This window comes from Achromobacter kerstersii (assembly GCF_902859595.1).
Classification (GTDB): domain Bacteria; phylum Pseudomonadota; class Gammaproteobacteria; order Burkholderiales; family Burkholderiaceae_B; genus Achromobacter; species Achromobacter kerstersii.
Window position 1 is genome coordinate 66109 of the sequence record NZ_CADIJQ010000016.1, and the last position, 17399, is coordinate 83507.

The window sequence follows — 17399 nt, forward strand, 5'->3', positions numbered from 1 at the left end:
TTAGAGCAGACCCGTTTCCTGGAGCGCACGACGCACGATTTCGTGGTTCTGCGTTCCCAGTTCAACCAGCGGGAGCCGGTAGCCCAGTGCGCTGCGGCCCATTTCGGCCAACGCCCACTTGACGGGGATGGGATTGGCTTCAACAAACAAAGCCTTGTTCAGACGCGCCAGGTACGCATTAAGTTCACGCACCTTCGGCACATTGCCGGCCAGCGCCGCGGCGCACAGCTCATGCATGAGCTTGGGCGCCACGTTGGCGGTAACCGAGATGTTGCCACGCGCGCCCAACAGGATCAGGGCGGCGGCGGTGGGGTCATCACCGCTGAAAACCTGGAAGCTGGCAGGCGCTTCGCGCAGCAGCAAGCCACCGCGGGCGATGTCGCCGGTGGCATCCTTGATGCCGATGATGCCCGGCACCTGCGCCAGGCGCAGAACCGTTTCGTTGCTCATATCGGCAACGGTGCGGCCCGGCACGTTGTACAGGATGGTGGGCAGATCGACGGCTTCCGCGATGGTGCGGAAGTGACGGTACAAGCCTTCTTGCGACGGCTTGTTGTAATAGGGAACGACCGACAGGCCGGCCTGCGCGCCCACTGCCTTGGCGTGACGCGTCAGGTGGATGGCTTCGTCGGTGGAGTTGGCGCCCACGCCAGCGATGACCGGGATACGGCCAGCGGCATGTTCGACCGCAACACGGATCAGTTCCGCGTGCTCTTCCATGGAGACCGTGGGAGATTCCCCAGTGGTGCCCACCACCACCAGCGCATCGGTTCCTTCCTGAACGTGCCAGTCGATCAATGACCGGTAGGCAGCGTAGTCCAAGGTGCCATCGGGCTGCATGGGGGTGACCAGGGCCACCAAGCTGCCCTGGAAATTAACGCCTGCGGCGGTTGCAGGGGATGCCATAAATGTAGGGCTCCAACGCCCCACGGCAGGATGCCCCAGGGCCAGAATCAATGAAACCGCTGAGTTTAACGGATATTGGCCGAAATCCTACAGAAACCACTGGACGATAGTCGTTCCAAATTCGTACACCGGGCGCATCAAAAGCCAGAGCACATCGGTAACCAGCAGGACGATGACAATCACCAGACCGTAGGGCTCAATCTTCGAGTACTGCCAGGCCAGGCGGTTGGGCAGCAGGCTGAACAGGATGCGTCCCCCATCCAGCGGCAGGATCGGCAGCAGATTCAGCGCCATCAGCACCAGATTGATATTCACGCCCGCCACGCCCATCTGGAACCAGAACGATTCCTGCATGCCGGATTCCAGCATCAGACGCAGCGAAAAGGCCCACAGAATTGCCATGAACAGGTTCGCCGCCGGCCCCGCCAGCGCCACCCAGAGCATGTCGCGCTTGGGGCGGCGCAGACGGCCGAAGTCCACCGGCACCGGTTTGGCCCAGCCGAACAGCATGCCCGGGCTGCCCAGCAGCTTGGACGCAAGCAGGATGGCGACTGGCACCAGCAGCGTGCCAATCGGGTCGATATGGCGCGCCGGATTCAGGCTGATGCGGCCAGCCTCATACGCGGTGGGGTCGCCGAACATGCGCGCAACGTAGCCGTGCGCGGCTTCGTGCAGGGTGATGGCGAAAATTACCGGTATCGCGTAAACCGCAATGGTTTGGATGATGTCATTCATGGCGAACCGGATTGTAGATGAGCCGCGTGCCGGCGGGAGCCGGCACGCAAGGTAAAACGCAAGAGGGAAAAATCAGACAAGGCCAAGCGTGGCGGGATCGCCCCGGCCTACGCGAACCACGACGGGATCATCGCTGGTGAGGTCGATGACGGTGGTCGGCGATTGCGGGCAGGCGCCCGCGTCGATGATGGCCGCCAAGTCATGGTCGTAGCGATCGCGGATGGCTTCAGCGTCGTTCAACGCTTCCGTTTCGTCTTTGGGAATCAGGGTCGTGGACAGCAACGGCGCGCCCACTTGTTCCAGCAATCCCAGCATGACGACGTTGTCCGGCACGCGAATGCCGATGGTCTTGCGCGACGGGTGGGACACACGCCGCGGCACTTCCTTGGTGGCTTCAAGAATGAAGGTCCACGGACCCGGCGTTGCGGCTTTCAACAAGCGGTATTGCTTGTTGTCGACGCGCGCGAAATGGCCAATTTCAGCCAGATCGCGGCACAGCAAAGTGAGGTGATGTCTTTCGTCCAGGCCGCGTAGCCGGCGCAAGCCGTCCGCAGCGTCCTTATCGTCCAGCCGCGCGACTACGGCATAGCTGGAATCGGTGGGTACGGCCACAAGGCCCCCATCGTTCAGCCATTGGGCTGCCTGCTTCAGCAGGCGAGGTTGAGGATTCGCAGGATGAATAGATAAATGCAGAGCCATGGGTTTATCCTAACACTCTTGAATGCCGCCCAGCATGGCGCGGCGATGCAAAATGGCGGGAACGCCGACCCGCCCGGAGAAACAGTATGCGCCTCGATGACTCGCGCGAAAGCGACAATGTGGAAGACCGACGTGCCAGCGGTCCCCGAATCGGCGGCCGGGGAACCATCGGCATCGGTACGATAGTACTTGCCTTGGTGGCCATGTACTTTGGCGTGGACCCCAACGTGGTCTTGCAGATGGCCGAAGGCCCGCCTGAAACCCAGCAGCAAGCGCCCGCCACGCGCCCGCCCGTGAACGATCCGCAAGCGCGCTTCGTGGCCAAAGTGCTGGGCGAAACCGAAGATACCTGGAGCGCCATTTTTCAGAAAGATCTGAACCGGCAATACGTCGCGCCCAAGCTCGTGCTGTTTCGCGGCGCGACGCCCACGGCCTGCGGCACCGGCCAGACGGCGATGGGCCCCTTCTACTGCCCCGGCGACAGCAAGGTGTATATCGACCTGGCGTTCTTTGATGAATTGCAGAACCGCTTCAAGGCGCCGGGCGACTTCGCTCAGGCCTACGTGATTGCGCATGAAGTCGGCCACCACGTGCAGCACTTGCTGGGCATCTCGGACCAGGTCGACCAATTGCGCCGCCGCAATCCGGCTCAAGCCAACGTGTTGTCGGTGCGGATCGAATTGCAGGCTGACTGTTTTGCCGGCCTGTGGGCGCAGCGCGCGAATGCGGCGCGCAACATCCTGGAAGGCGGCGACGTGGAAGAAGCGTTGGCGGCAGCCACCGCCATTGGCGACGACCGTCTGCAAAAGCAGACGCAAGGCTATGCCGTGCCGGACTCATTCACCCATGGCTCGTCGGCTCAGCGCGTGCGCTGGTTCAAGCGCGGCCTGGACAGCGGCAACATCAAGCAATGCGATACGTTCTCAGCCAGCACGTTGTAGGCGCGGGATGAAGGCGCGTTGTCCGGCTATCTTTTGGCTGTATATCCATCCAGTCAAAAGATCGACACCGTCTTCATCTTGTAAGATTACGCCCCCTCGCACTGTTTCCGCGCATGAGTCCCCTGCGCCGACGCGAGCGGCGCCGCGCACCTGAAGCGCAATTCCAAGACCCTACCTCTGTTTTATGGCCAACAAGTTCGAACCGCTAATCACCGTTGATGAGGTGCAAGAGATCCTTGCCGAACCCAAGGAAACCGTAAAGCCGATCGCCTGGGTGCCCAAGCCCGCCGCCAACAACATCCAGTGGATGGAGTTCGCCAGCGTCTGCAAGGTCAAGGGTGAAGTGCGCGACGACGTGATCTTTCGCGTGACCTACCGCGGCGCGCGCACCGTGGTGCACGGCCAGGCCACGATTTTCCTGACGGAAGCGTTCTGTGTGAGCCTATTCGTCGGTCCGCACCGCGTGTTCGGCGTGGACACGGACGACTCCTTCCACACCAGCCTGGTGGGTGAAGGACGGCCGCAATACCGCAAGCCGCTGGCCGACCGCAGCCATGAACATATCTGGGTGGACGAAGGCGAAGGCTATGCCGAGCCCATCGTGCCCGCCCTGCACACTATCGGCGCGCTGATGCAGTACTTCCTGCCGCGAGCGAACCTGACGCTTGCAGGCGGATTTGCGCATCCCCTCAAAGGCCGCCAAATCGAATTGATCCTATGAGCACTTTTCTGGAAGCCTCCGGCTGGACTGTCCTGCCGGCCGGTGAACACGCCATTCGCGCCGTCGCCCCCATGACGTTGGGGCTGGACGGCCAGCACGCGGCCTTCTTCATCGCGCACCCGGACGACGCCACGTTCTATCTGACCGACGCCTGTGAGACCACGATGCACGCGTCCAGCTACGGCATCGACGTGGGCGCCAAGCGCATTGACATGCTGAACGAAACGCCCGGCGTCAGCCTGGCGCACTTCGACCGCGACGGCGCCATCGTTGCCTCGGGCCCCAACGAGCAGCTGCAAGAAGCGCTGTGGGACGCCGTGAAGCTGGCGATGGCCTTGTCGTTCCAATGCGCCAAGTGGATGCCGCGCTTCAGCCAGTTGCGCTTTCGCGCGCAGGTGGGACGCGCGCTTGCCGAAGGCGTAGGCGTGAACCGCATGGTCAAGGGCGCACGCGCCAAGGCCAGCAGCGGCCACACGGCCGACTTCGCGTTCGCCGTTCGTGCGGCGGGCAGCACGGCGCTGACCTACATTGAGCCGATTGCGCTGAAGGCCGGCAAGAAGATGGATTGGACGCAGGTCTACCAAACCCACGGCAAGATGTCGGACGTGAAGATGGCGAATGCGCGCCACTCACGCATGGTCATCCTGGAAGACGGCGCAACGGCTGAAGAATTCAAGAAGGCTGTGACCATTCTTGAGCAGTCCGCCACGGTGCAGACGCTGGCCAAGACGCGCGATTGGCGGGAAGTGTTTTCCGGCTAGGAAGACATCCAGGAAGGGATCACTAGGATGGGATCACTAGGATGGGATCACTAGGACCGGATCACTAGAACGGGATCACTGAGACCGGATCACTGAGACCACATCGCTAAGACGGCATGTTCGTCAGGCCGTCGACGATCTCGCGGCCATGCGATATGGCCGCGTGCACGGCCTCTCGCGGACTGTAGACGAAACCGCCTTCGGCAAAACGGGGAACCGGGTATTCGTCGCCGCCTTCCAGCACGGCGCCTGCCTGAACCACCATTATCGAGGCGATGAATACGGGGCCGCTGGGCAACGCTTGAACCTCTGCGTCCGCGCCCCGGGACACCTTGGCCGTCAGCCGGTATCCCTTGTAGATCAAGTTGTTTGGATGCACTTCGAATGCCCTCTTTCTGCGGTCGAGCATACTCCGGGCTTTCATGACAGTTCAGATATGTTTTGTAACCTGGGCAGAAAATAGAAACATTGTTGCACCGCAAGAATTACGTCCCCATTTCTCAAATCCTGAGATGCTGAAACGCGTATTTGGCGGATAGGCAAGCCTGACGCGGGCTGCGGCGCAACGCCAGGTTCGCCGCACCCGCATCGTCGCCCGGTCTTACGGGGATTTCCCTAAGTCCTGTTGCGAAATCGCATCTTCCGCCGGAAGCATGGCCGTCGCCCGCATGTAGTCATCCAGCGCCCAGCCTCGCCCCAGCAGGATCATTCGCGTGTGCAGATCCTCCTGAACACGGGGCGCCACCTCGCGCCCCAGATAGCGCAACTGCTTACGGCGCAGATCCACGTATCCCAGCTCGTAATGCCGCGCCAGCCCCATCCACAAGCGATGCGCGCCGGTGGACTGGCGCGCGCCGCTGATGATGCACAGGCCCGCGTCCAGCCCCCACCGGTACACCGCCGTCGCCAGCCCCATGCCTTGATACGGCGCGGCGTACTTCGAATGCGGCGCACGCACGTAGGGGTCGGCGCGCTTGCCCACTTCGATCAGCCGGTTGAACACGGTGTAGCCCGCCACCCGGTCGCGCTGCACATCCACCACATACACGTAGTACTCGCCGTCCGCCTCGCGATAGCGAAGCACGATGCCAGGGATGTCGGTCTTGACCTCCGGCAGGGCGTGCAAGCGATCCAAAGGGCGGTTCATCCGCGCGTGTATGGCATCGAGTTCGTTCTCCACTTCTTGGGGAGCATGATTGACGTCGATGCGTAGTTCCATCACTCCGCTCATGAAACGCGAGAGCGAATGCAATGCGTGCAGTGCCAACGTAGGCAAGGCCACCTCCTGTACAGCGTTGATAAAAAAATAGCCGCATTCGCGGCTGGGAATGGATGGGTTATGGGTGTGGGCTAGGCCGCGGCATGCGTGTCTGCCGGCGTCCAGCCGTTGGCATGTTGGGCCAGGGATTGCCCGTCGGGTTGGCCGAAGAACGCCGGAAACTGCCGCGCCCCCTTGCGGGTGACCGACAGCGCGCGCGAATCCAGATCCTTGGTGATCCAGCCGCGCTGCACCACCGCGTCAAGCAAGGCCGCACCCAGCGCGCCGCCCAGGTGCGAACGGCGCTCGCTCCAGTCCAGGCACGCGCAAGCAAAGCGCCGGCGGCGTTGCCGGGCCTGCGCCACGTCCACGCCCACCTGTGCAAGCGATGCTTCGCCCAACGGCGTCAGCACGTAATCGCGGCCATCAGGCGTGAGCCATTGACGCGCGATCATGGCGTCGTGGATGCGCACGGCCAACGTGCCGGCCATGTGGTCGTAGCAGGTGCGGGCTTCGCGCAATGCAGAGGGCGTATTGGGTTTGAACGGCACGCGCTCGGCGCCGGCCACGACAAGCAACGCTTCCAGCGCGTGCGCCACTTCACCATTGGCCAGGCGGAAGTAGCGATGCTTGCCTTGCACCGCCATCTCGACCAGGCCCTGCTCGCGCAAGCGCTGGAAATGGCTGCTGGCTGTGGATGCGCCAATGTCCGCCGCCGACGCCAATTCCGTCGCGGTGCGCGCGCGGCCGTCCAGCAGCAGGCACAGCATGCGCGCGCGGGCCGGGTCAGCAATGGCGCCTGCCACGGCCGAGAGATTGACGTCGGCGAACTCGGATTCCATGATTCGCTACAGACCAAAGTGTTGTGTGCAAGGCATAAGCATACTGCGACTCATCTCAAGAAAACATCCGACGCGTCTGAAAACCCATGCCTACTGCTCAACCCTTCTTCGGCTGGAAAGTCCTGGCCGCCACATTCGTCCTGGCCATCTTCGGTTGGGGAGTCGGCTTCTACGGCCCGCCGGTCTTCCTGCACGCGGTGGTGCAGCGCACCGGCTGGAGCGTGGCGCTGGTGTCCGGCGCCGTCACCCTGCATTTTCTAAGCGGCACAATCGTCGTCGCCAACCTGCCGCGCCTGTATCGCCGCGTGGGCGTGCCGCAAGCCACGTTGGGCGGCGCAGTGCTGCTGGCGCTGGGTGTGGCCGGCTGGTCGCAAGCCCAGGCCCCGTGGCAACTGTATGCGGCGTCGGTGCTCAGCGGCATGGGGTGGGTGGCGCTGGGCGCCGCCGCCGTGAACGCGCTGATTGCGCCGTGGTTCGTGCGTCGCCGGCCTGCCGCGCTGGGCATGGCCTATAACGGCGCCAGCGTCGGCGGCATCGTGTTTTCACCGCTGTGGGTGTTCCTGATTGCCCAAGCCGGCTTTGCGCAGGCCGCCTTGTGGGTAGGCGTTGCGATGGTGCTCGTGATTGCGTTGCTGGCGCGTAAAGTGTTCGCCGTCACGCCGCAGCAGCTTGGCCAATTGCCCGACGGCGACACCGCCGCCACGCCCGCCGCGTCATCCGCCTCCCCCCTTCCCCGCGTCAGCAACCTGTGGCGTGACCGCGCTTTCCTGACGTTGGCGGGCGGCATGGCGCTGGGGCTGTTCGCCCAGATCGGGCTGATCGCGCATTTGCTGTCGCTGCTTGCGCCCTTGCTGGGTGCGCAGACGGCGGGCGTGGCGATGGGGCTGGCCACGGCGGCCGCCATTGCAGGCCGCATGCTGGTCGGCGCGTTGATGCCTGCGGGCGCGGATCGGCGCAAGGTGGCCTGCGTGGCCTATGCCATCCAGATCTGCGGATCGCTCACGTTGATGCTGGCCGCCGACCATGCCTGGGCGGTGTGGGTGGGCGTCGTGCTGTTTGGCTCGGGCATCGGCAATGCCACCTCGTTGCCGCCGCTGATCGCGCAAACCGAATTCGCCCGCGAAGACACCGGGCGCGTGGTGCCGCTGATTGTGGCGCTATCGCAAGGCGCCTACGCCTTCGCACCCGCCCTGTTCGGCCTGCTGCGCGCCGTGCTCGACACGACGGGGCAATCGATGATCGGCTTCCTGGCGGTAGCGGCGCTGGTGCAGGCCGCGGCCATTGTCTGCTTCATGGCCGGGCGCGGTGCGGCGGCCGCGCGCGGCAACGTGCCTGATGACGCCGCGCACGCCCTCAGTCCAGCCCGCCCCGGCGCGCAACAAGACCGGCCATGACCGCGTTGCCCCCTTCGCTGGCCAGCCCTTGCGCCACGCCCTGGCGGTCGGCCAGCGTGCGGTTCTGGCTGACTTTCCACTTGCCTTCGATACGCGAAATCGGAATCTCGACGCCCACAATCGCCCGCATCTGCGCCGCAATGAAATCCGCCGGCGCCTGATCCACGCTCCACGGTTGCGTGCGCGCCTTTTCCTGGCTGTTGGTCAGCGCCTCCAACTGCGCGCGCAGCCAGGCGGGATCATCCTGAATGACAGGCGTGCCCCACACATGCACGGCCACAAAATTCCACGTAGGCACGACCTTGTGCGTCTCGGCCTTGGTGGCATACCACGACGGCGTAATGTAGGCCTGCGCGCCATGAAAAACGATCAGGCATTCCTGCCCCGCCGCCAGTTGCGCCAGCTGCGGATTCGCGCGCGCCACATGCAGCCGCAGCACGCCGTGCGGGCCTTCGGGATAGAGCAGACAGGGAATATGGTTGGCCATCAGCCCGGCGTCCCCGCTGGTCATGATGACGCCCAGCGGATGGGCGCGGATGAAGTCATGCTGGACGGCAAGGTCGTCTTCACGGAAAGCGGACGGCAGATACATGGCGGGGCTGAAGTGGTCTGGAAAAATCCCAACATAACGCCTTCGTGGCCCCATGCACAGGGCCATCGAACTGCTGTTTCATGGAGCCAGCCAGTCAAGCTGCCAAGGCGGCTATCGTCGGACGCGCTCGTACGCCTGGTTCATGCGATCTCTCGCCTCGGTTTCCAGCGCATACGCGCGGTCGTAGCTTTCCAGGCACCCCGGCGTGGGGCTGGGCCACTTGATTGCGGCGATGGCTGCAGTGAGCTCGTCGCGGGCGCGCTGCCATTCCTTCACAGCGGCATACCATTCCTTGGCGGTGTCCATAGTTTCCTCCCTATGTGCACCCGTCCATCGTAGCGCCGGCATGCATGCCGCAACCGCGCTGCGCCGCAGTAATAAAGGATGATCTCCATTTCCTGACAGGGTTTACCCCGCCCGTGTGCCCGCGGAAATGTCTGCGCCGACACGCATTGCGCGGCACATAATTAGCACTGCGCTGGCGCGGACGCCGCCCCTGTCTGGAAAGGAAAAATCATGAACGTTCGATTGACCCTGGCCGCCTGTTGCACTGCCGCCGCCGCGCTGGCCGGCTGCACCAACCTGCCCCACGCAGAAAACTATTCCACGGAACTCGGAGAATCACAGGCGCAGCTGCAACCGGACCCCGTCTGGAGCGGCGGCCGCATCTGGGTGCGCCCCGCCCCGCCGATCAGCAGCCAGTACGACAAGAAGATCTTGCTGGAACCGATCACGTACATTCCCGGCGACCGGCCCGACCAGTTGGACATGAAGAACAACCCCGTCCTGCGCGAGCGCGTCCTGGCGTACATGAATGAAGCGGTGCGGCGCGAACTTTCGAAAGCAGGCTATCAATTGGTGGCGGCGCCCGCGCCACGCACAATGCGCGTGCGGGCCGCCATCACCGCCACCTTCAAGAACGACCGCGATCCGCGGGCGATGGAGTACATCCCGATTGGCTTTGTGCTCGGCCAGGGCGCCAAGGCTGCCGGCATCCGCGACGACTCCGCGCGGCTGCTGATTGAGGCGTCCGTACGCGACGCCAACACCAACGAACTGCTGGTCGCATCGCTAGGCGCCGTCACCGGCGGCAATCTGCCCCCGGACAAAACACCCACGCCGGACGACGTGCGCGCCGCCCTTGACGATTGGGCGCATCAGGTCACCGAGCAATTCAACCGCATCTGGCTGAACGCGGGACCTTGACGGCGGCGCCCGGCGAACTTTCCGAATCTGCGTAAAATCGCGCAGCCCCAATGGCGTGCGCGGCGGACATTTGCCGTCACGCGCAGCGCGAATTTCGCGGTCAAGAAGTGGCGGCGTGCCACAAGCGGGGAACATAGTCGCCACCGCTGAGGTCAAAACGCCCAAGTTTTTTCTTAAAAATCACGATGTGATGAATATTGACGTCAACCCTCACTTACTCACAGCCACGGCTAATGCTACTGTTCCGCCTGTGCAAGGAGTACATGCAATGGATCAGAAAACGAAGCCCTGGGCCTTTCCCAAGCCTCATCCGGAAAACACCCCACGTGGTGAGCGCAATAAACAGGAGTTTGACGCTCCGCCCGAAGTCAAAAAAGCCGCGCCCAAACCGCGCGCCAAGAAAGAGCCTCCGGCCGCCAGCCGCGTACGCTCATGAGCTTGCCAGCCAGGACACGCGCCGCCATGACGGCGGCGCCGTCCTTTCAGCGCTGGCTGCTTTCCCCCTTTCCCTTCCCGCGGGACTTGCGCTGACACGCCCACGGCGTGATTGACGGTTCAAATCAGGCCCGGCCATACTCTGGCGGCCTGGACCGATCAACACCACCATGACCGCTTCCATCCTGCTTGGCATCACCATCGTGCTCGCCGCCGGTTGGGGCGCGCTGGCGCTATGGATACGCGCCCCCTTACCCGCAAGCCTGCGCGCCGCGCTCGCAATCGCGTGGACAGCACTGGCGCTTGCCGCCATCGCCGCACTGATCTGGCCCGCATGGCGGCCTGCGGGCATCGGTTTTGCCGTGGCGCTGCTGGGGATGCTGATTTGGTGGCGCTGCATTCGCCCGTCAAACCACCGCGATTGGATTCCGGAAGTGGCGCAGCAAACCTACGGCGACATCGACGGCGATCACGTCACCCTGCACAACGTGCGCAACTTCACCTGGCGCACGCGCACCGACTTCACCCCGCATTGGGAAACACGCCACTACGCGCTGCACGAACTCGAATCCGTGGACGTGGCGCTGTCGTATTGGGGCCGCCCCGCCATCGCCCATGCGCTGGTCTCGTTTGGCTTTGGCCACGAACGCTATGTCGTGTTTTCAGTGGAGATCCGGCGTAAGCGAGGCGACAGCTTTTCCGAGATCGGCGGCTTCTTCAAGCAGTACGAACTAAGCGTCATCGCATCCAGCGAAGAAGACAGCCTGCGCGTGCGCACGAACGTGCGCGGTGAAGACGGCTATCTGTACCGCATCCACATGCCGCCAGACAACGCGCGCTCGCTGTTTCTGGCCTACGTGAACACGGCCAACCAGTTGCGCGACACGCCGCGCTTCTATCACACGCTGACCGCCAATTGCACCACCATCGTGTTCCAGATGGCGCGCCGTATCGTGCCAGGCCTGCCGCTGGATTACCGGCAACTGGTCTCTGGCTATCTGCCTGAATATCTTTATGAATTGCAGGTGCTGCAAGGCGCTGACAACGCCTCGCAATATCGGCAGCTGGGCCGATACACGGACCGCGCCCGCGCCACGCAAACGCAGACGGAATTGCCCGCCCAGCCGGCCGCTTTATCGTCCACCGAATCATCCACCGAATCGACCACTGAATCGCCCACAACCTTCTCGCAAGCCATCCGGGAAGGCGTACCGGGGCTTGAACCCGCTGCAACGGCACACACCGCTGCGCGTGTCACCAGCAACGCTACGCGTTAGCCACCCACGTCACCACTTGATTGCGGCCCGTTGTCTTGGCCTGATACAGCGCCTGATCCGCGCACTTCAGCACGGCGCCGGCATCCGCGTCATCGTCGGGCCAGCGGGCCGCGCCAATCGAGACAGTGACATGGCCGACGCCGCCCGGCATCAGGTGACCTTCGGTGGCGTGACGAATGCGCTCGGCGATGGCGCGGGCCGCGTCCGGGGACGCCCCCGGCATCAGCACCAGAAACTCTTCGCCGCCCACCCGGCAGCACGCGTCGTCGGCGCGCACGCAAGAGCGCATGATGTCCGCCAGCGCCGTCAGCACGACGTCGCCGGCCGCATGCCCAAAGGTGTCGTTGACACGTTTGAAGTGATCCAGATCCAACGCCAGCACCGCAAACGGCAGCCGTGCGGAGGTCAGCCTTGATAACTCGTTGGCCATGCCCCGGCGATTCAACAGGCCGGTCATCGGGTCCGTCATCGTCTCGGCGTTCAACTTGCCAATCTGGCTTTCGTGCTGCGCCATGGTGAAGCCGACGGCGTCGCGCAGTTGTTCGGCTTCGAAGTAATTGGCCTGTACCGATTGAATCAACGGCGCGGCCTGTTTGGCATCACCCGACTTCATCGCGCGCGCCAGCGTTGCCAGCGGCCTGGCGATCCAGAAGCCCATCGCCGACACCATCAACAGCATGACGAGCGCCGCGGGAATCGAGTATTCAAAGATCCGCCACATCAGCCCGTGCAAGGGCGCAAGCGTCTCGGCCACGGGCCGTTGCACCACCACGCCCCAGCCGCCCAGGCTCATGTGCGCATAGCCGGCCAGCATGGGAACGCCCTGGCTATTGGTGACCGCCATGGAGCCGGACTCCCGGCGCAACAGGGCCTGGATGACGCGATTCGAGTCGCCCCCCGTTCCAATCCGGCGATGGTCGCGGTGGTACAGGATATTGCCGTCGGCCCCGACCACATAAACGTAGGAACCATCACGGTAGAAATGCTCTTGCAGCAGGCGGTCCAGTTCGGTGTTGTGCTGAAGGTAAAGCGCCGCCCCCACAAAGCCCAGGTACTTGCCCTGCGCATCCCGCACGGGTTCGGTCAGCGCCACCGTCCATAACCCTTGTGACGACAGATACGGCGGCGTCACATTGCCTGATTGCGCTGCGCCGCGCAGATCGACGCCCGAGGTCGTTCTGCCCTGCGTTTCCGCACCGGGCAGCAGCGACGCAAAGGCCACCATCGCCCCCTTGGCATCCACCACCGCCGCAGCAATCACACCGTCCGATTGCTCGGCCACGCGTAACACCTCTTCGTCCATCTCTGCCGGCGCATCCATCATCTTCGCCACACGGCGCGCGCTGGACTTCAACTGCTGCTGAATGGCGCCGACGTAGATATCCACCACTTCAGCCAGCTTCACCGCATAGGCGCGGTTGCCCTCAAGCGTCGTGGCGACAAGTTGTTCCTTCTGCACCGTGTACGCCGCGAACAGCGCATTGGCAAACGCCACGGCCGCGCTGAACACGGACAGGCCGACAACGAGATACAGCAATGTGATCCTGGGTTTACGCAAGCGGCCTCCGATTTTTTTGTCAGATACGTTCTAGCATCTGCTTGTCGGATGAACCATTGTTGCGCGCATCAAGAATCAAAAAAACAACAGCTAAGCCGGGGAAATGGACCCCGCAATTCTGGCGGGATGGCACCTTCCGCGGCGGGGTCTGCCGCCGAACTATTCCTGCGGCTCGGCACTATCCGCGGCCAGTTCCGCCGCCGTGGCCGCCGCCGGCGTTGCCCTGAACGACACGCCCAGCCGGTTGAACGCGTTCATCAGCCCAATCGCATACGTCAGATCCGCCAGCTCCTTGTCGGTGAACTCGGCGGCGGCGGCCGCGTAGTCCTCGTCCGGCACGCCGGTCTCGGACACGCGGGTCACACTTTCAGCCCAGGCCAGCGCCGTGCGTTCGCGGCGGCTGAACACGGCGCCGGCCTCATGCCATACGGGCACCAGCACCAGCTTGTCGATGGCGACGCCCTGCTTGACCAAGTCGCGCGAATGCATGTCGATGCAATAGGCGCAGCCGTTGATCTGCGACACCCGAAGAAAGACAAGATCGATCAGCGTCTTCGGCAAGCCGCAGCGCTGAAGGTAAACGTATACCCCGCCAAAGGCCTTGTAACCGTCGGGCGAAGCGTGGGCGTAATCGAGGCGGGGAGCGCTCATGATGGGTCCTGGATAGAGAAGATCAGAACCGCTATCGTGCGCCTTCTTGGCCTAGCGCGATAGAGCCATAAACCACCATATCGACTAGGTCATGACGGCGCGCCGCACAGCCTGCGCCAGACGGCGTTTCCCTCACCAATCTGCCGGCGCACGGGGGCAGGCGTGTCGTCAACCTGCTGCGCGTCATCGAAATAAATCGGGCGCGCATGCTCGCAGTATTCAACGCCCACCCGGGCCGGCGCCACGCACCCAGTCGCGCTTAAGCTCAGCAGCAATGGCAGCGTCATCCATGCGAGCCGTTTGATCTTGCACATCTCGTGCCTCCTGCCGGGCGTGATCCGCCTGCTGGTTGATGCGCGCATCGCGCTGCTCGCGTTCGGCCGCGCGGCCAGCGCCGCGTCCACGCAAGTAAGCCAGTACCAATAACGCGATGGCCCCGAAAGCGGCCAGCACCATCTTGTTGAATCGCTCAAGCCATGTGCGCATGAAGGCTTACCTCTGCCAAGCGGGCTTGGGCATACAGCGCCGCCCACGTGTGCGGATGCGGCTTGCCCGGGCGCCAGGTACGCAAGTACAGCGCCCACGCGCCGTCGGCATCACCGGGCGCCGGCAAGCGCCAAGGGTCCGTCCATAGCAGCAGACGCGCGAAACCTGCGGCCAGCACATCGTCCGTTTCCAGCGCGGTGTAGACGGCTGCGGATAGCGGGGGCACGTTGCGGGCGGCGCACAGGTTGTGCGCGGCGTCGCGGCTGGACGGGTGCGTCAGCACGCCAAGTACCCCACCGTTTTTTTCGAACTGCCAGAACCCGCGAGCGGGGCCGTTGATCTGGCGGCGATGTTGGAAGCGGCTTTCTTGAAGGCCGATGGCAAGCAAGAGGATACGGGCCGCGGGGGAGGTCATGACGGGCGGCAGCAAAGTGAGCGCGGGGGAGATGGCGGTGTGGATTAGGGTGTCAAGGTTCATGGTTGTTTTTTCGCCCCTAGCGCATCACGCCGCGCTGCAATCGTTGAAGTCATCGTTATGGATTCCTTATATGTTTGGCGGTCACAGAGGCCACATAAAATGCTGCGGAGGCAGCAAGGGCCGCATCGCCCGCGCTGGCCCAACCGACCAAGAAGATGCGGCAGGCTGCGCCGGTCGCAGTCAACCCGACCAATGCCAGGCCGATGCGCTCTAGCAAGGTGTCTTTGATCGACTTGGAAAGAACGGCCAGCGCCGCCCCGCCTGCCACGATCAGCCAGCAAACGAATGCCAGGACGGCCCACAACGTGAGGTAGACGGTGCTGTCCATGTCATATCCTGTGGTTGTCTTCCGGTGCACGAGCGGAAGGCCGGCCCCGCACGCGGTCTATGACCGCCTGCCACATGTCCGGTATGGGAAACGCTTGCACGGCTTCCCACGCCCGCGACACAACCGCCATGCCGAACATGCCGACCAGAAATCCCGTGAGTCCCTCGGGAATCCCCAGCACCGCAGACAGATAGGGCGCGGCGTAATACGCGCCAAGCGACCCGCTGATTGCCATGCTGATTCGCGCCGTCCACGATCCATGCAGATAGCGCATGGACACCGCCGCACCCAGTACACCAGCGAACTTCGCCGCCAAGGCGTCGAAATCTTGGAGGTTCATTCGCATCCCCTAAAGACAATGAAAAGCCCGCTAGTGCGGGCCGGTAAAAACACGAAACGCTGATTTGCGCTACAACTCGGGCCTTTTGCCTCATGAAACCTTGGTCCCGCCGTCAGCCCCGCCGCAAGTCCACGCCCACCTTGGCTGAAGCGCTGACGCGCTATCTGGCCGAGGTTTCGTCCACAAAGAAGGGCCACGCGGCAGAACAGTCCATCGCGCGCGTCTGGCGCGCTACGCGCCTGGCCATCAGGCCGGTTGACCGGATTCGCAGCTCAGATCTGACTGAACTTCGCGACGAGTGGCTGAAAGACAGGGCGCCGGCCACCGTCGTACGGCGGATGGCCTTTCTGTCCCACGTCTACACGGTGATTCGCAAAGATTGGGGCTTCGACCAGTTGGCCAATCCGGTGCAGCTGGTGCGCCGTCCAGCGGTAGACGACGCGCGCGACCGCCGGTTGTTCGACCGCATCACGTTGCGAGGCGTCTCCGACGACGACTGCCCCCGCAAGGAACTGGAATGGATCATCCGTGCCACCCGGTCGGCCGAGCTCCCCACCATCCTGACGGTGGCCAAAGAGACCGGTATGCGCCGGTCCGAAGTGGTCGGCATCCAGCGTGAGCACCTGGACCTGATGCACGGCGTGGTGCACCTGCCACATACAAAAAACGGGCGCGCGCGAAATGTTCCGCTGACGCCACGCGCGCGCGAGGCTCTGCGGCGCTGGGTCACCGGCAAGCCCCTGCGGGGCCGCATCTTCACAATGCAGCCGGGCTCCGTCACGCGTGCATTCATCCGGGCGAGGCGGCGCGCGCGATTGAGCTATGAACGGATGTGCCGCCAATACGGCCGTAGGCCGAATGGCGCCTATTTCCGCGACCTGCGGTTTCATGACCTTCGGCACGAAGGCACCTCGCAGCTGGCAACGGTGTTCCAGATTCACGAGCTGGCCAAGGTCAACGGCAACGTGGACACGCGGATGCTACTGCGCTACTACCACCCACACGGCCGAGAGTTAGCCCAGAAGCTGGTGCGCAGCCCATTGGGACGGCGACAACTGGAAGAAATGCGCCGTGAGCGCGATCTCGAGTCGGAGGCCCTCCCCCTGGCGGCGTAGATCCTAAGTCTCGTCCGAATCCGCTTCGTCCGGTCGCGGCGGCTCGTCCGCGGTCAGCCATGCCGGCAGCGCGCCCCAGCCTGGGTAGCTGACTTTGCCGCCAGCGCCATCATGGTCGGCACCGATTGAATACGGCATGCCAGTCGCCACCACCCATAACGGCGTGGTGCGATAGTCGTCGACCATGACCCACGCCTCACCCACACGTCGCGGCCATTTGCCCGCGGGCGGCGCTGGCGGAGCATCCTCGTATGCGCCGTAGGCGATATTGAACGTGCCGGGCGATAGCGCCAACTCGTTCGCGACGGAAGCGTAAAGGTACAGGCCGTCGTCATCGGTCTGAAAAACGTCCTTATGCATACTGTTTTCTCCTAAAAATGAAATTTGCACTGCAAATGCGAGGGGGATGGGCAGCCGACAACTGGATGCGCTGCGCTCGCATGACCACGACCTGAAGACTCAGGGCGGTGACGGCGTAGGACTTTTGGTTTTCGCGGACTTCGGCCAGCCGGCGGCGCCCTGGGCCGAGGTTGCGCCTGACCGATGGAACAACCAGGCAGCCACCGGGTTTCGGGTGAGCACCGGCACGACAGGCGGCACTGAAACGCGCTCTTTGAACACCGCGTATCACCCGAGAATTCATGCATAGCGACCACCTCACTGCAAATGCAAGGGC

The 17399-nt window shown here is 63.5% G+C and carries 24 protein-coding genes; 9 read left to right on the forward strand and 15 right to left on the reverse strand.

Annotated features, from left to right (window positions below; translation table 11 throughout):
* From dapA to HV765_RS29595, 3 genes are all read right to left on the reverse strand, one after another.
* Entirely contained in the window at nucleotides 1-906 is a 906-nt protein-coding gene (gene dapA / locus HV765_RS29585) for a 4-hydroxy-tetrahydrodipicolinate synthase (protein ID WP_175171806.1), read from the reverse strand.
* A gap of 87 nt (nucleotides 907-993) precedes the next feature.
* Nucleotides 994-1641 carry a site-2 protease family protein gene (locus HV765_RS29590; RefSeq protein WP_054426626.1) on the reverse strand — a complete coding sequence of 216 codons (648 nt, stop codon included), beginning with the start codon at nucleotides 1639-1641 and terminating at the stop codon, nucleotides 994-996.
* Nucleotides 1642-1713: 72 nt separating this feature from the next.
* Nucleotides 1714-2340, reverse strand: coding sequence for an L-threonylcarbamoyladenylate synthase (locus HV765_RS29595; protein WP_054426627.1), 627 nt, complete (start codon nucleotides 2338-2340; stop codon nucleotides 1714-1716).
* A gap of 86 nt (nucleotides 2341-2426) precedes the next feature.
* Between HV765_RS29595 and ypfJ the strand changes: the two genes are divergently transcribed.
* The 3 genes from ypfJ to HV765_RS29610 all read left to right on the forward strand — a co-directional run bounded on the left by ypfJ (nucleotide 2427) and on the right by HV765_RS29610 (nucleotide 4763).
* Nucleotides 2427-3281: a KPN_02809 family neutral zinc metallopeptidase gene (gene ypfJ / locus HV765_RS29600; RefSeq protein WP_175171808.1), complete on the forward strand. Its 855-nt coding sequence runs from the start codon at nucleotides 2427-2429 to the stop codon at nucleotides 3279-3281.
* A gap of 184 nt (nucleotides 3282-3465) precedes the next feature.
* On the forward strand, nucleotides 3466-4002 hold the full coding sequence (locus tag HV765_RS29605) for a hypothetical protein (protein WP_054426629.1): 537 nt from the start codon (nucleotides 3466-3468) through the stop codon (nucleotides 4000-4002).
* Nucleotides 3999-4763: a DUF1828 domain-containing protein gene (locus tag HV765_RS29610; RefSeq protein ID WP_054426630.1), complete on the forward strand. Its 765-nt coding sequence runs from the start codon at nucleotides 3999-4001 to the stop codon at nucleotides 4761-4763. Before HV765_RS29605 ends, HV765_RS29610 begins: the two co-directional genes overlap by 4 nt.
* A 106-nt stretch (nucleotides 4764-4869) precedes the next feature.
* Here the strand turns inward: HV765_RS29610 and HV765_RS29615 are convergent, their stop codons facing one another.
* The 3 genes from HV765_RS29615 to HV765_RS29625 all read right to left on the reverse strand — a co-directional run bounded on the left by HV765_RS29615 (nucleotide 4870) and on the right by HV765_RS29625 (nucleotide 6863).
* Nucleotides 4870-5142: a hypothetical protein gene (locus tag HV765_RS29615; RefSeq protein WP_082387210.1), complete on the reverse strand. Its 273-nt coding sequence runs from the start codon at nucleotides 5140-5142 to the stop codon at nucleotides 4870-4872.
* Between the two features lie 222 nt (nucleotides 5143-5364).
* A complete protein-coding gene (locus HV765_RS29620; RefSeq protein WP_254600770.1) occupies nucleotides 5365-5982 on the reverse strand; it encodes an N-acetyltransferase in 618 nt (205 codons plus the stop codon).
* Between the two features lie 131 nt (nucleotides 5983-6113).
* Nucleotides 6114-6863 carry an ArsR/SmtB family transcription factor gene (locus HV765_RS29625; RefSeq protein WP_175171809.1) on the reverse strand — a complete coding sequence of 250 codons (750 nt, stop codon included), beginning with the start codon at nucleotides 6861-6863 and terminating at the stop codon, nucleotides 6114-6116.
* 86 nt (nucleotides 6864-6949) lie between these two features.
* On the opposite strand from HV765_RS29625, the gene HV765_RS29630 reads away from it, so the two are divergent.
* Nucleotides 6950-8257 carry an MFS transporter gene (locus tag HV765_RS29630; RefSeq protein ID WP_175171811.1) on the forward strand — a complete coding sequence of 436 codons (1308 nt, stop codon included), beginning with the start codon at nucleotides 6950-6952 and terminating at the stop codon, nucleotides 8255-8257.
* Here the strand turns inward: HV765_RS29630 and HV765_RS29635 are convergent.
* Nucleotides 8217-8849, reverse strand: a complete 633-nt coding sequence (locus HV765_RS29635) for an FMN-binding negative transcriptional regulator (protein ID WP_175171812.1) — start codon at nucleotides 8847-8849, stop codon at nucleotides 8217-8219. The genes HV765_RS29630 and HV765_RS29635 overlap by 41 nt on opposite strands.
* Before the next feature lie 111 nt (nucleotides 8850-8960).
* Nucleotides 8961-9155 carry a hypothetical protein gene (locus HV765_RS29640; RefSeq protein ID WP_054426635.1) on the reverse strand — a complete coding sequence of 65 codons (195 nt, stop codon included), beginning with the start codon at nucleotides 9153-9155 and terminating at the stop codon, nucleotides 8961-8963.
* A gap of 210 nt (nucleotides 9156-9365) precedes the next feature.
* Here HV765_RS29640 and HV765_RS29645 point away from each other — a divergent pair, with 210 nt between their 5' ends.
* The 3 genes from HV765_RS29645 (at nucleotide 9366) to HV765_RS29655 (ending at nucleotide 11767) form a co-directional block, all read left to right on the forward strand.
* The gene (locus tag HV765_RS29645; RefSeq protein ID WP_175171813.1) at nucleotides 9366-10055 is read left to right on the forward strand and encodes a DUF3313 domain-containing protein; all 690 of its coding nucleotides are present in this window, start codon (nucleotides 9366-9368) and stop codon (nucleotides 10053-10055) included.
* A gap of 268 nt (nucleotides 10056-10323) precedes the next feature.
* A complete protein-coding gene (locus HV765_RS29650; protein WP_175171814.1) occupies nucleotides 10324-10491 on the forward strand; it encodes a hypothetical protein in 168 nt (55 codons plus the stop codon).
* A 169-nt stretch (nucleotides 10492-10660) separates the two neighbouring features.
* Nucleotides 10661-11767: an Lnb N-terminal periplasmic domain-containing protein gene (locus HV765_RS29655; RefSeq protein WP_175171815.1), complete on the forward strand. Its 1107-nt coding sequence runs from the start codon at nucleotides 10661-10663 to the stop codon at nucleotides 11765-11767.
* On the opposite strand, the gene HV765_RS29660 is transcribed toward HV765_RS29655, so the two are convergent.
* The 6 genes from HV765_RS29660 to HV765_RS29685 all read right to left on the reverse strand — a co-directional run bounded on the left by HV765_RS29660 (nucleotide 11757) and on the right by HV765_RS29685 (nucleotide 15608).
* Nucleotides 11757-13325, reverse strand: coding sequence for a sensor domain-containing diguanylate cyclase (locus tag HV765_RS29660; protein ID WP_175171816.1), 1569 nt, complete (start codon nucleotides 13323-13325; stop codon nucleotides 11757-11759). The genes HV765_RS29655 and HV765_RS29660 overlap by 11 nt on opposite strands.
* 159 nt (nucleotides 13326-13484) lie before the next feature.
* Nucleotides 13485-13976: a carboxymuconolactone decarboxylase family protein gene (locus tag HV765_RS29665; protein ID WP_054426639.1), complete on the reverse strand. Its 492-nt coding sequence runs from the start codon at nucleotides 13974-13976 to the stop codon at nucleotides 13485-13487.
* A 219-nt stretch (nucleotides 13977-14195) separates the two neighbouring features.
* The gene (locus tag HV765_RS29670; RefSeq protein ID WP_175171817.1) at nucleotides 14196-14462 is read right to left on the reverse strand and encodes a hypothetical protein; all 267 of its coding nucleotides are present in this window, start codon (nucleotides 14460-14462) and stop codon (nucleotides 14196-14198) included.
* Entirely contained in the window at nucleotides 14446-14940 is a 495-nt protein-coding gene (locus tag HV765_RS29675) for a hypothetical protein (protein WP_175171818.1), read from the reverse strand. Before HV765_RS29675 ends, HV765_RS29670 begins: the two co-directional genes overlap by 17 nt.
* Before the next feature lie 55 nt (nucleotides 14941-14995).
* Nucleotides 14996-15268 carry a hypothetical protein gene (locus tag HV765_RS29680; protein ID WP_054426642.1) on the reverse strand — a complete coding sequence of 91 codons (273 nt, stop codon included), beginning with the start codon at nucleotides 15266-15268 and terminating at the stop codon, nucleotides 14996-14998.
* Between the two features lies 1 nt (nucleotide 15269).
* A complete protein-coding gene (locus tag HV765_RS29685; protein WP_054426643.1) occupies nucleotides 15270-15608 on the reverse strand; it encodes a hypothetical protein in 339 nt (112 codons plus the stop codon).
* A gap of 92 nt (nucleotides 15609-15700) precedes the next feature.
* Between HV765_RS29685 and HV765_RS29690 the strand changes: the two genes are divergently transcribed.
* The gene (locus HV765_RS29690) at nucleotides 15701-16723 is read left to right on the forward strand and encodes a tyrosine-type recombinase/integrase (protein WP_175171819.1); all 1023 of its coding nucleotides are present in this window, start codon (nucleotides 15701-15703) and stop codon (nucleotides 16721-16723) included.
* Between the two features lie 3 nt (nucleotides 16724-16726).
* Here the strand turns inward: HV765_RS29690 and HV765_RS29695 are convergent, their stop codons facing one another.
* Nucleotides 16727-17083 carry a phage tail protein gene (locus HV765_RS29695; protein WP_175171821.1) on the reverse strand — a complete coding sequence of 119 codons (357 nt, stop codon included), beginning with the start codon at nucleotides 17081-17083 and terminating at the stop codon, nucleotides 16727-16729.
* Nucleotides 17084-17129: 46 nt separating this feature from the next.
* Between HV765_RS29695 and HV765_RS29700 the strand changes: the two genes are divergently transcribed.
* The gene (locus tag HV765_RS29700; protein ID WP_175171823.1) at nucleotides 17130-17372 is read left to right on the forward strand and encodes a hypothetical protein; all 243 of its coding nucleotides are present in this window, start codon (nucleotides 17130-17132) and stop codon (nucleotides 17370-17372) included.
* The last annotated feature ends 27 nt before the right edge of the window (nucleotides 17373-17399 follow it).

What these genes read in the sequence shown, in the direction of transcription:
- dapA (WP_175171806.1), bottom strand. Translation starts at nt 906, where the DNA reads ATGGCATCCCCTGCAACCGCCGCAGGCGTTAATTTCCAGGGCAGCTTG.
- HV765_RS29590 (WP_054426626.1), bottom strand. Translation starts at nt 1,641, where the DNA reads ATGAATGACATCATCCAAACCATTGCGGTTTACGCGATACCGGTAATT.
- HV765_RS29595 (WP_054426627.1), bottom strand. Translation starts at nt 2,340, where the DNA reads ATGGCTCTGCATTTATCTATTCATCCTGCGAATCCTCAACCTCGCCTG.
- ypfJ (WP_175171808.1), top strand. Translation starts at nt 2,427, where the DNA reads ATGCGCCTCGATGACTCGCGCGAAAGCGACAATGTGGAAGACCGACGT.
- HV765_RS29605 (WP_054426629.1), top strand. Translation starts at nt 3,466, where the DNA reads ATGGCCAACAAGTTCGAACCGCTAATCACCGTTGATGAGGTGCAAGAG.
- HV765_RS29610 (WP_054426630.1), top strand. Translation starts at nt 3,999, where the DNA reads ATGAGCACTTTTCTGGAAGCCTCCGGCTGGACTGTCCTGCCGGCCGGT.
- HV765_RS29620 (WP_254600770.1), bottom strand. Translation starts at nt 5,982, where the DNA reads ATGGAACTACGCATCGACGTCAATCATGCTCCCCAAGAAGTGGAGAAC.
- HV765_RS29625 (WP_175171809.1), bottom strand. Translation starts at nt 6,863, where the DNA reads ATGGAATCCGAGTTCGCCGACGTCAATCTCTCGGCCGTGGCAGGCGCC.
- HV765_RS29630 (WP_175171811.1), top strand. Translation starts at nt 6,950, where the DNA reads ATGCCTACTGCTCAACCCTTCTTCGGCTGGAAAGTCCTGGCCGCCACA.
- HV765_RS29635 (WP_175171812.1), bottom strand. Translation starts at nt 8,849, where the DNA reads ATGTATCTGCCGTCCGCTTTCCGTGAAGACGACCTTGCCGTCCAGCAT.
- HV765_RS29640 (WP_054426635.1), bottom strand. Translation starts at nt 9,155, where the DNA reads ATGGACACCGCCAAGGAATGGTATGCCGCTGTGAAGGAATGGCAGCGC.
- HV765_RS29645 (WP_175171813.1), top strand. Translation starts at nt 9,366, where the DNA reads ATGAACGTTCGATTGACCCTGGCCGCCTGTTGCACTGCCGCCGCCGCG.
- HV765_RS29650 (WP_175171814.1), top strand. Translation starts at nt 10,324, where the DNA reads ATGGATCAGAAAACGAAGCCCTGGGCCTTTCCCAAGCCTCATCCGGAA.
- HV765_RS29655 (WP_175171815.1), top strand. Translation starts at nt 10,661, where the DNA reads ATGACCGCTTCCATCCTGCTTGGCATCACCATCGTGCTCGCCGCCGGT.
- HV765_RS29665 (WP_054426639.1), bottom strand. Translation starts at nt 13,976, where the DNA reads ATGAGCGCTCCCCGCCTCGATTACGCCCACGCTTCGCCCGACGGTTAC.
- HV765_RS29670 (WP_175171817.1), bottom strand. Translation starts at nt 14,462, where the DNA reads ATGCGCACATGGCTTGAGCGATTCAACAAGATGGTGCTGGCCGCTTTC.
- HV765_RS29675 (WP_175171818.1), bottom strand. Translation starts at nt 14,940, where the DNA reads ATGAACCTTGACACCCTAATCCACACCGCCATCTCCCCCGCGCTCACT.
- HV765_RS29680 (WP_054426642.1), bottom strand. Translation starts at nt 15,268, where the DNA reads ATGGACAGCACCGTCTACCTCACGTTGTGGGCCGTCCTGGCATTCGTT.
- HV765_RS29685 (WP_054426643.1), bottom strand. Translation starts at nt 15,608, where the DNA reads ATGAACCTCCAAGATTTCGACGCCTTGGCGGCGAAGTTCGCTGGTGTA.
- HV765_RS29690 (WP_175171819.1), top strand. Translation starts at nt 15,701, where the DNA reads ATGAAACCTTGGTCCCGCCGTCAGCCCCGCCGCAAGTCCACGCCCACC.
- HV765_RS29695 (WP_175171821.1), bottom strand. Translation starts at nt 17,083, where the DNA reads ATGCATAAGGACGTTTTTCAGACCGATGACGACGGCCTGTACCTTTAC.
- HV765_RS29700 (WP_175171823.1), top strand. Translation starts at nt 17,130, where the DNA reads ATGGGCAGCCGACAACTGGATGCGCTGCGCTCGCATGACCACGACCTG.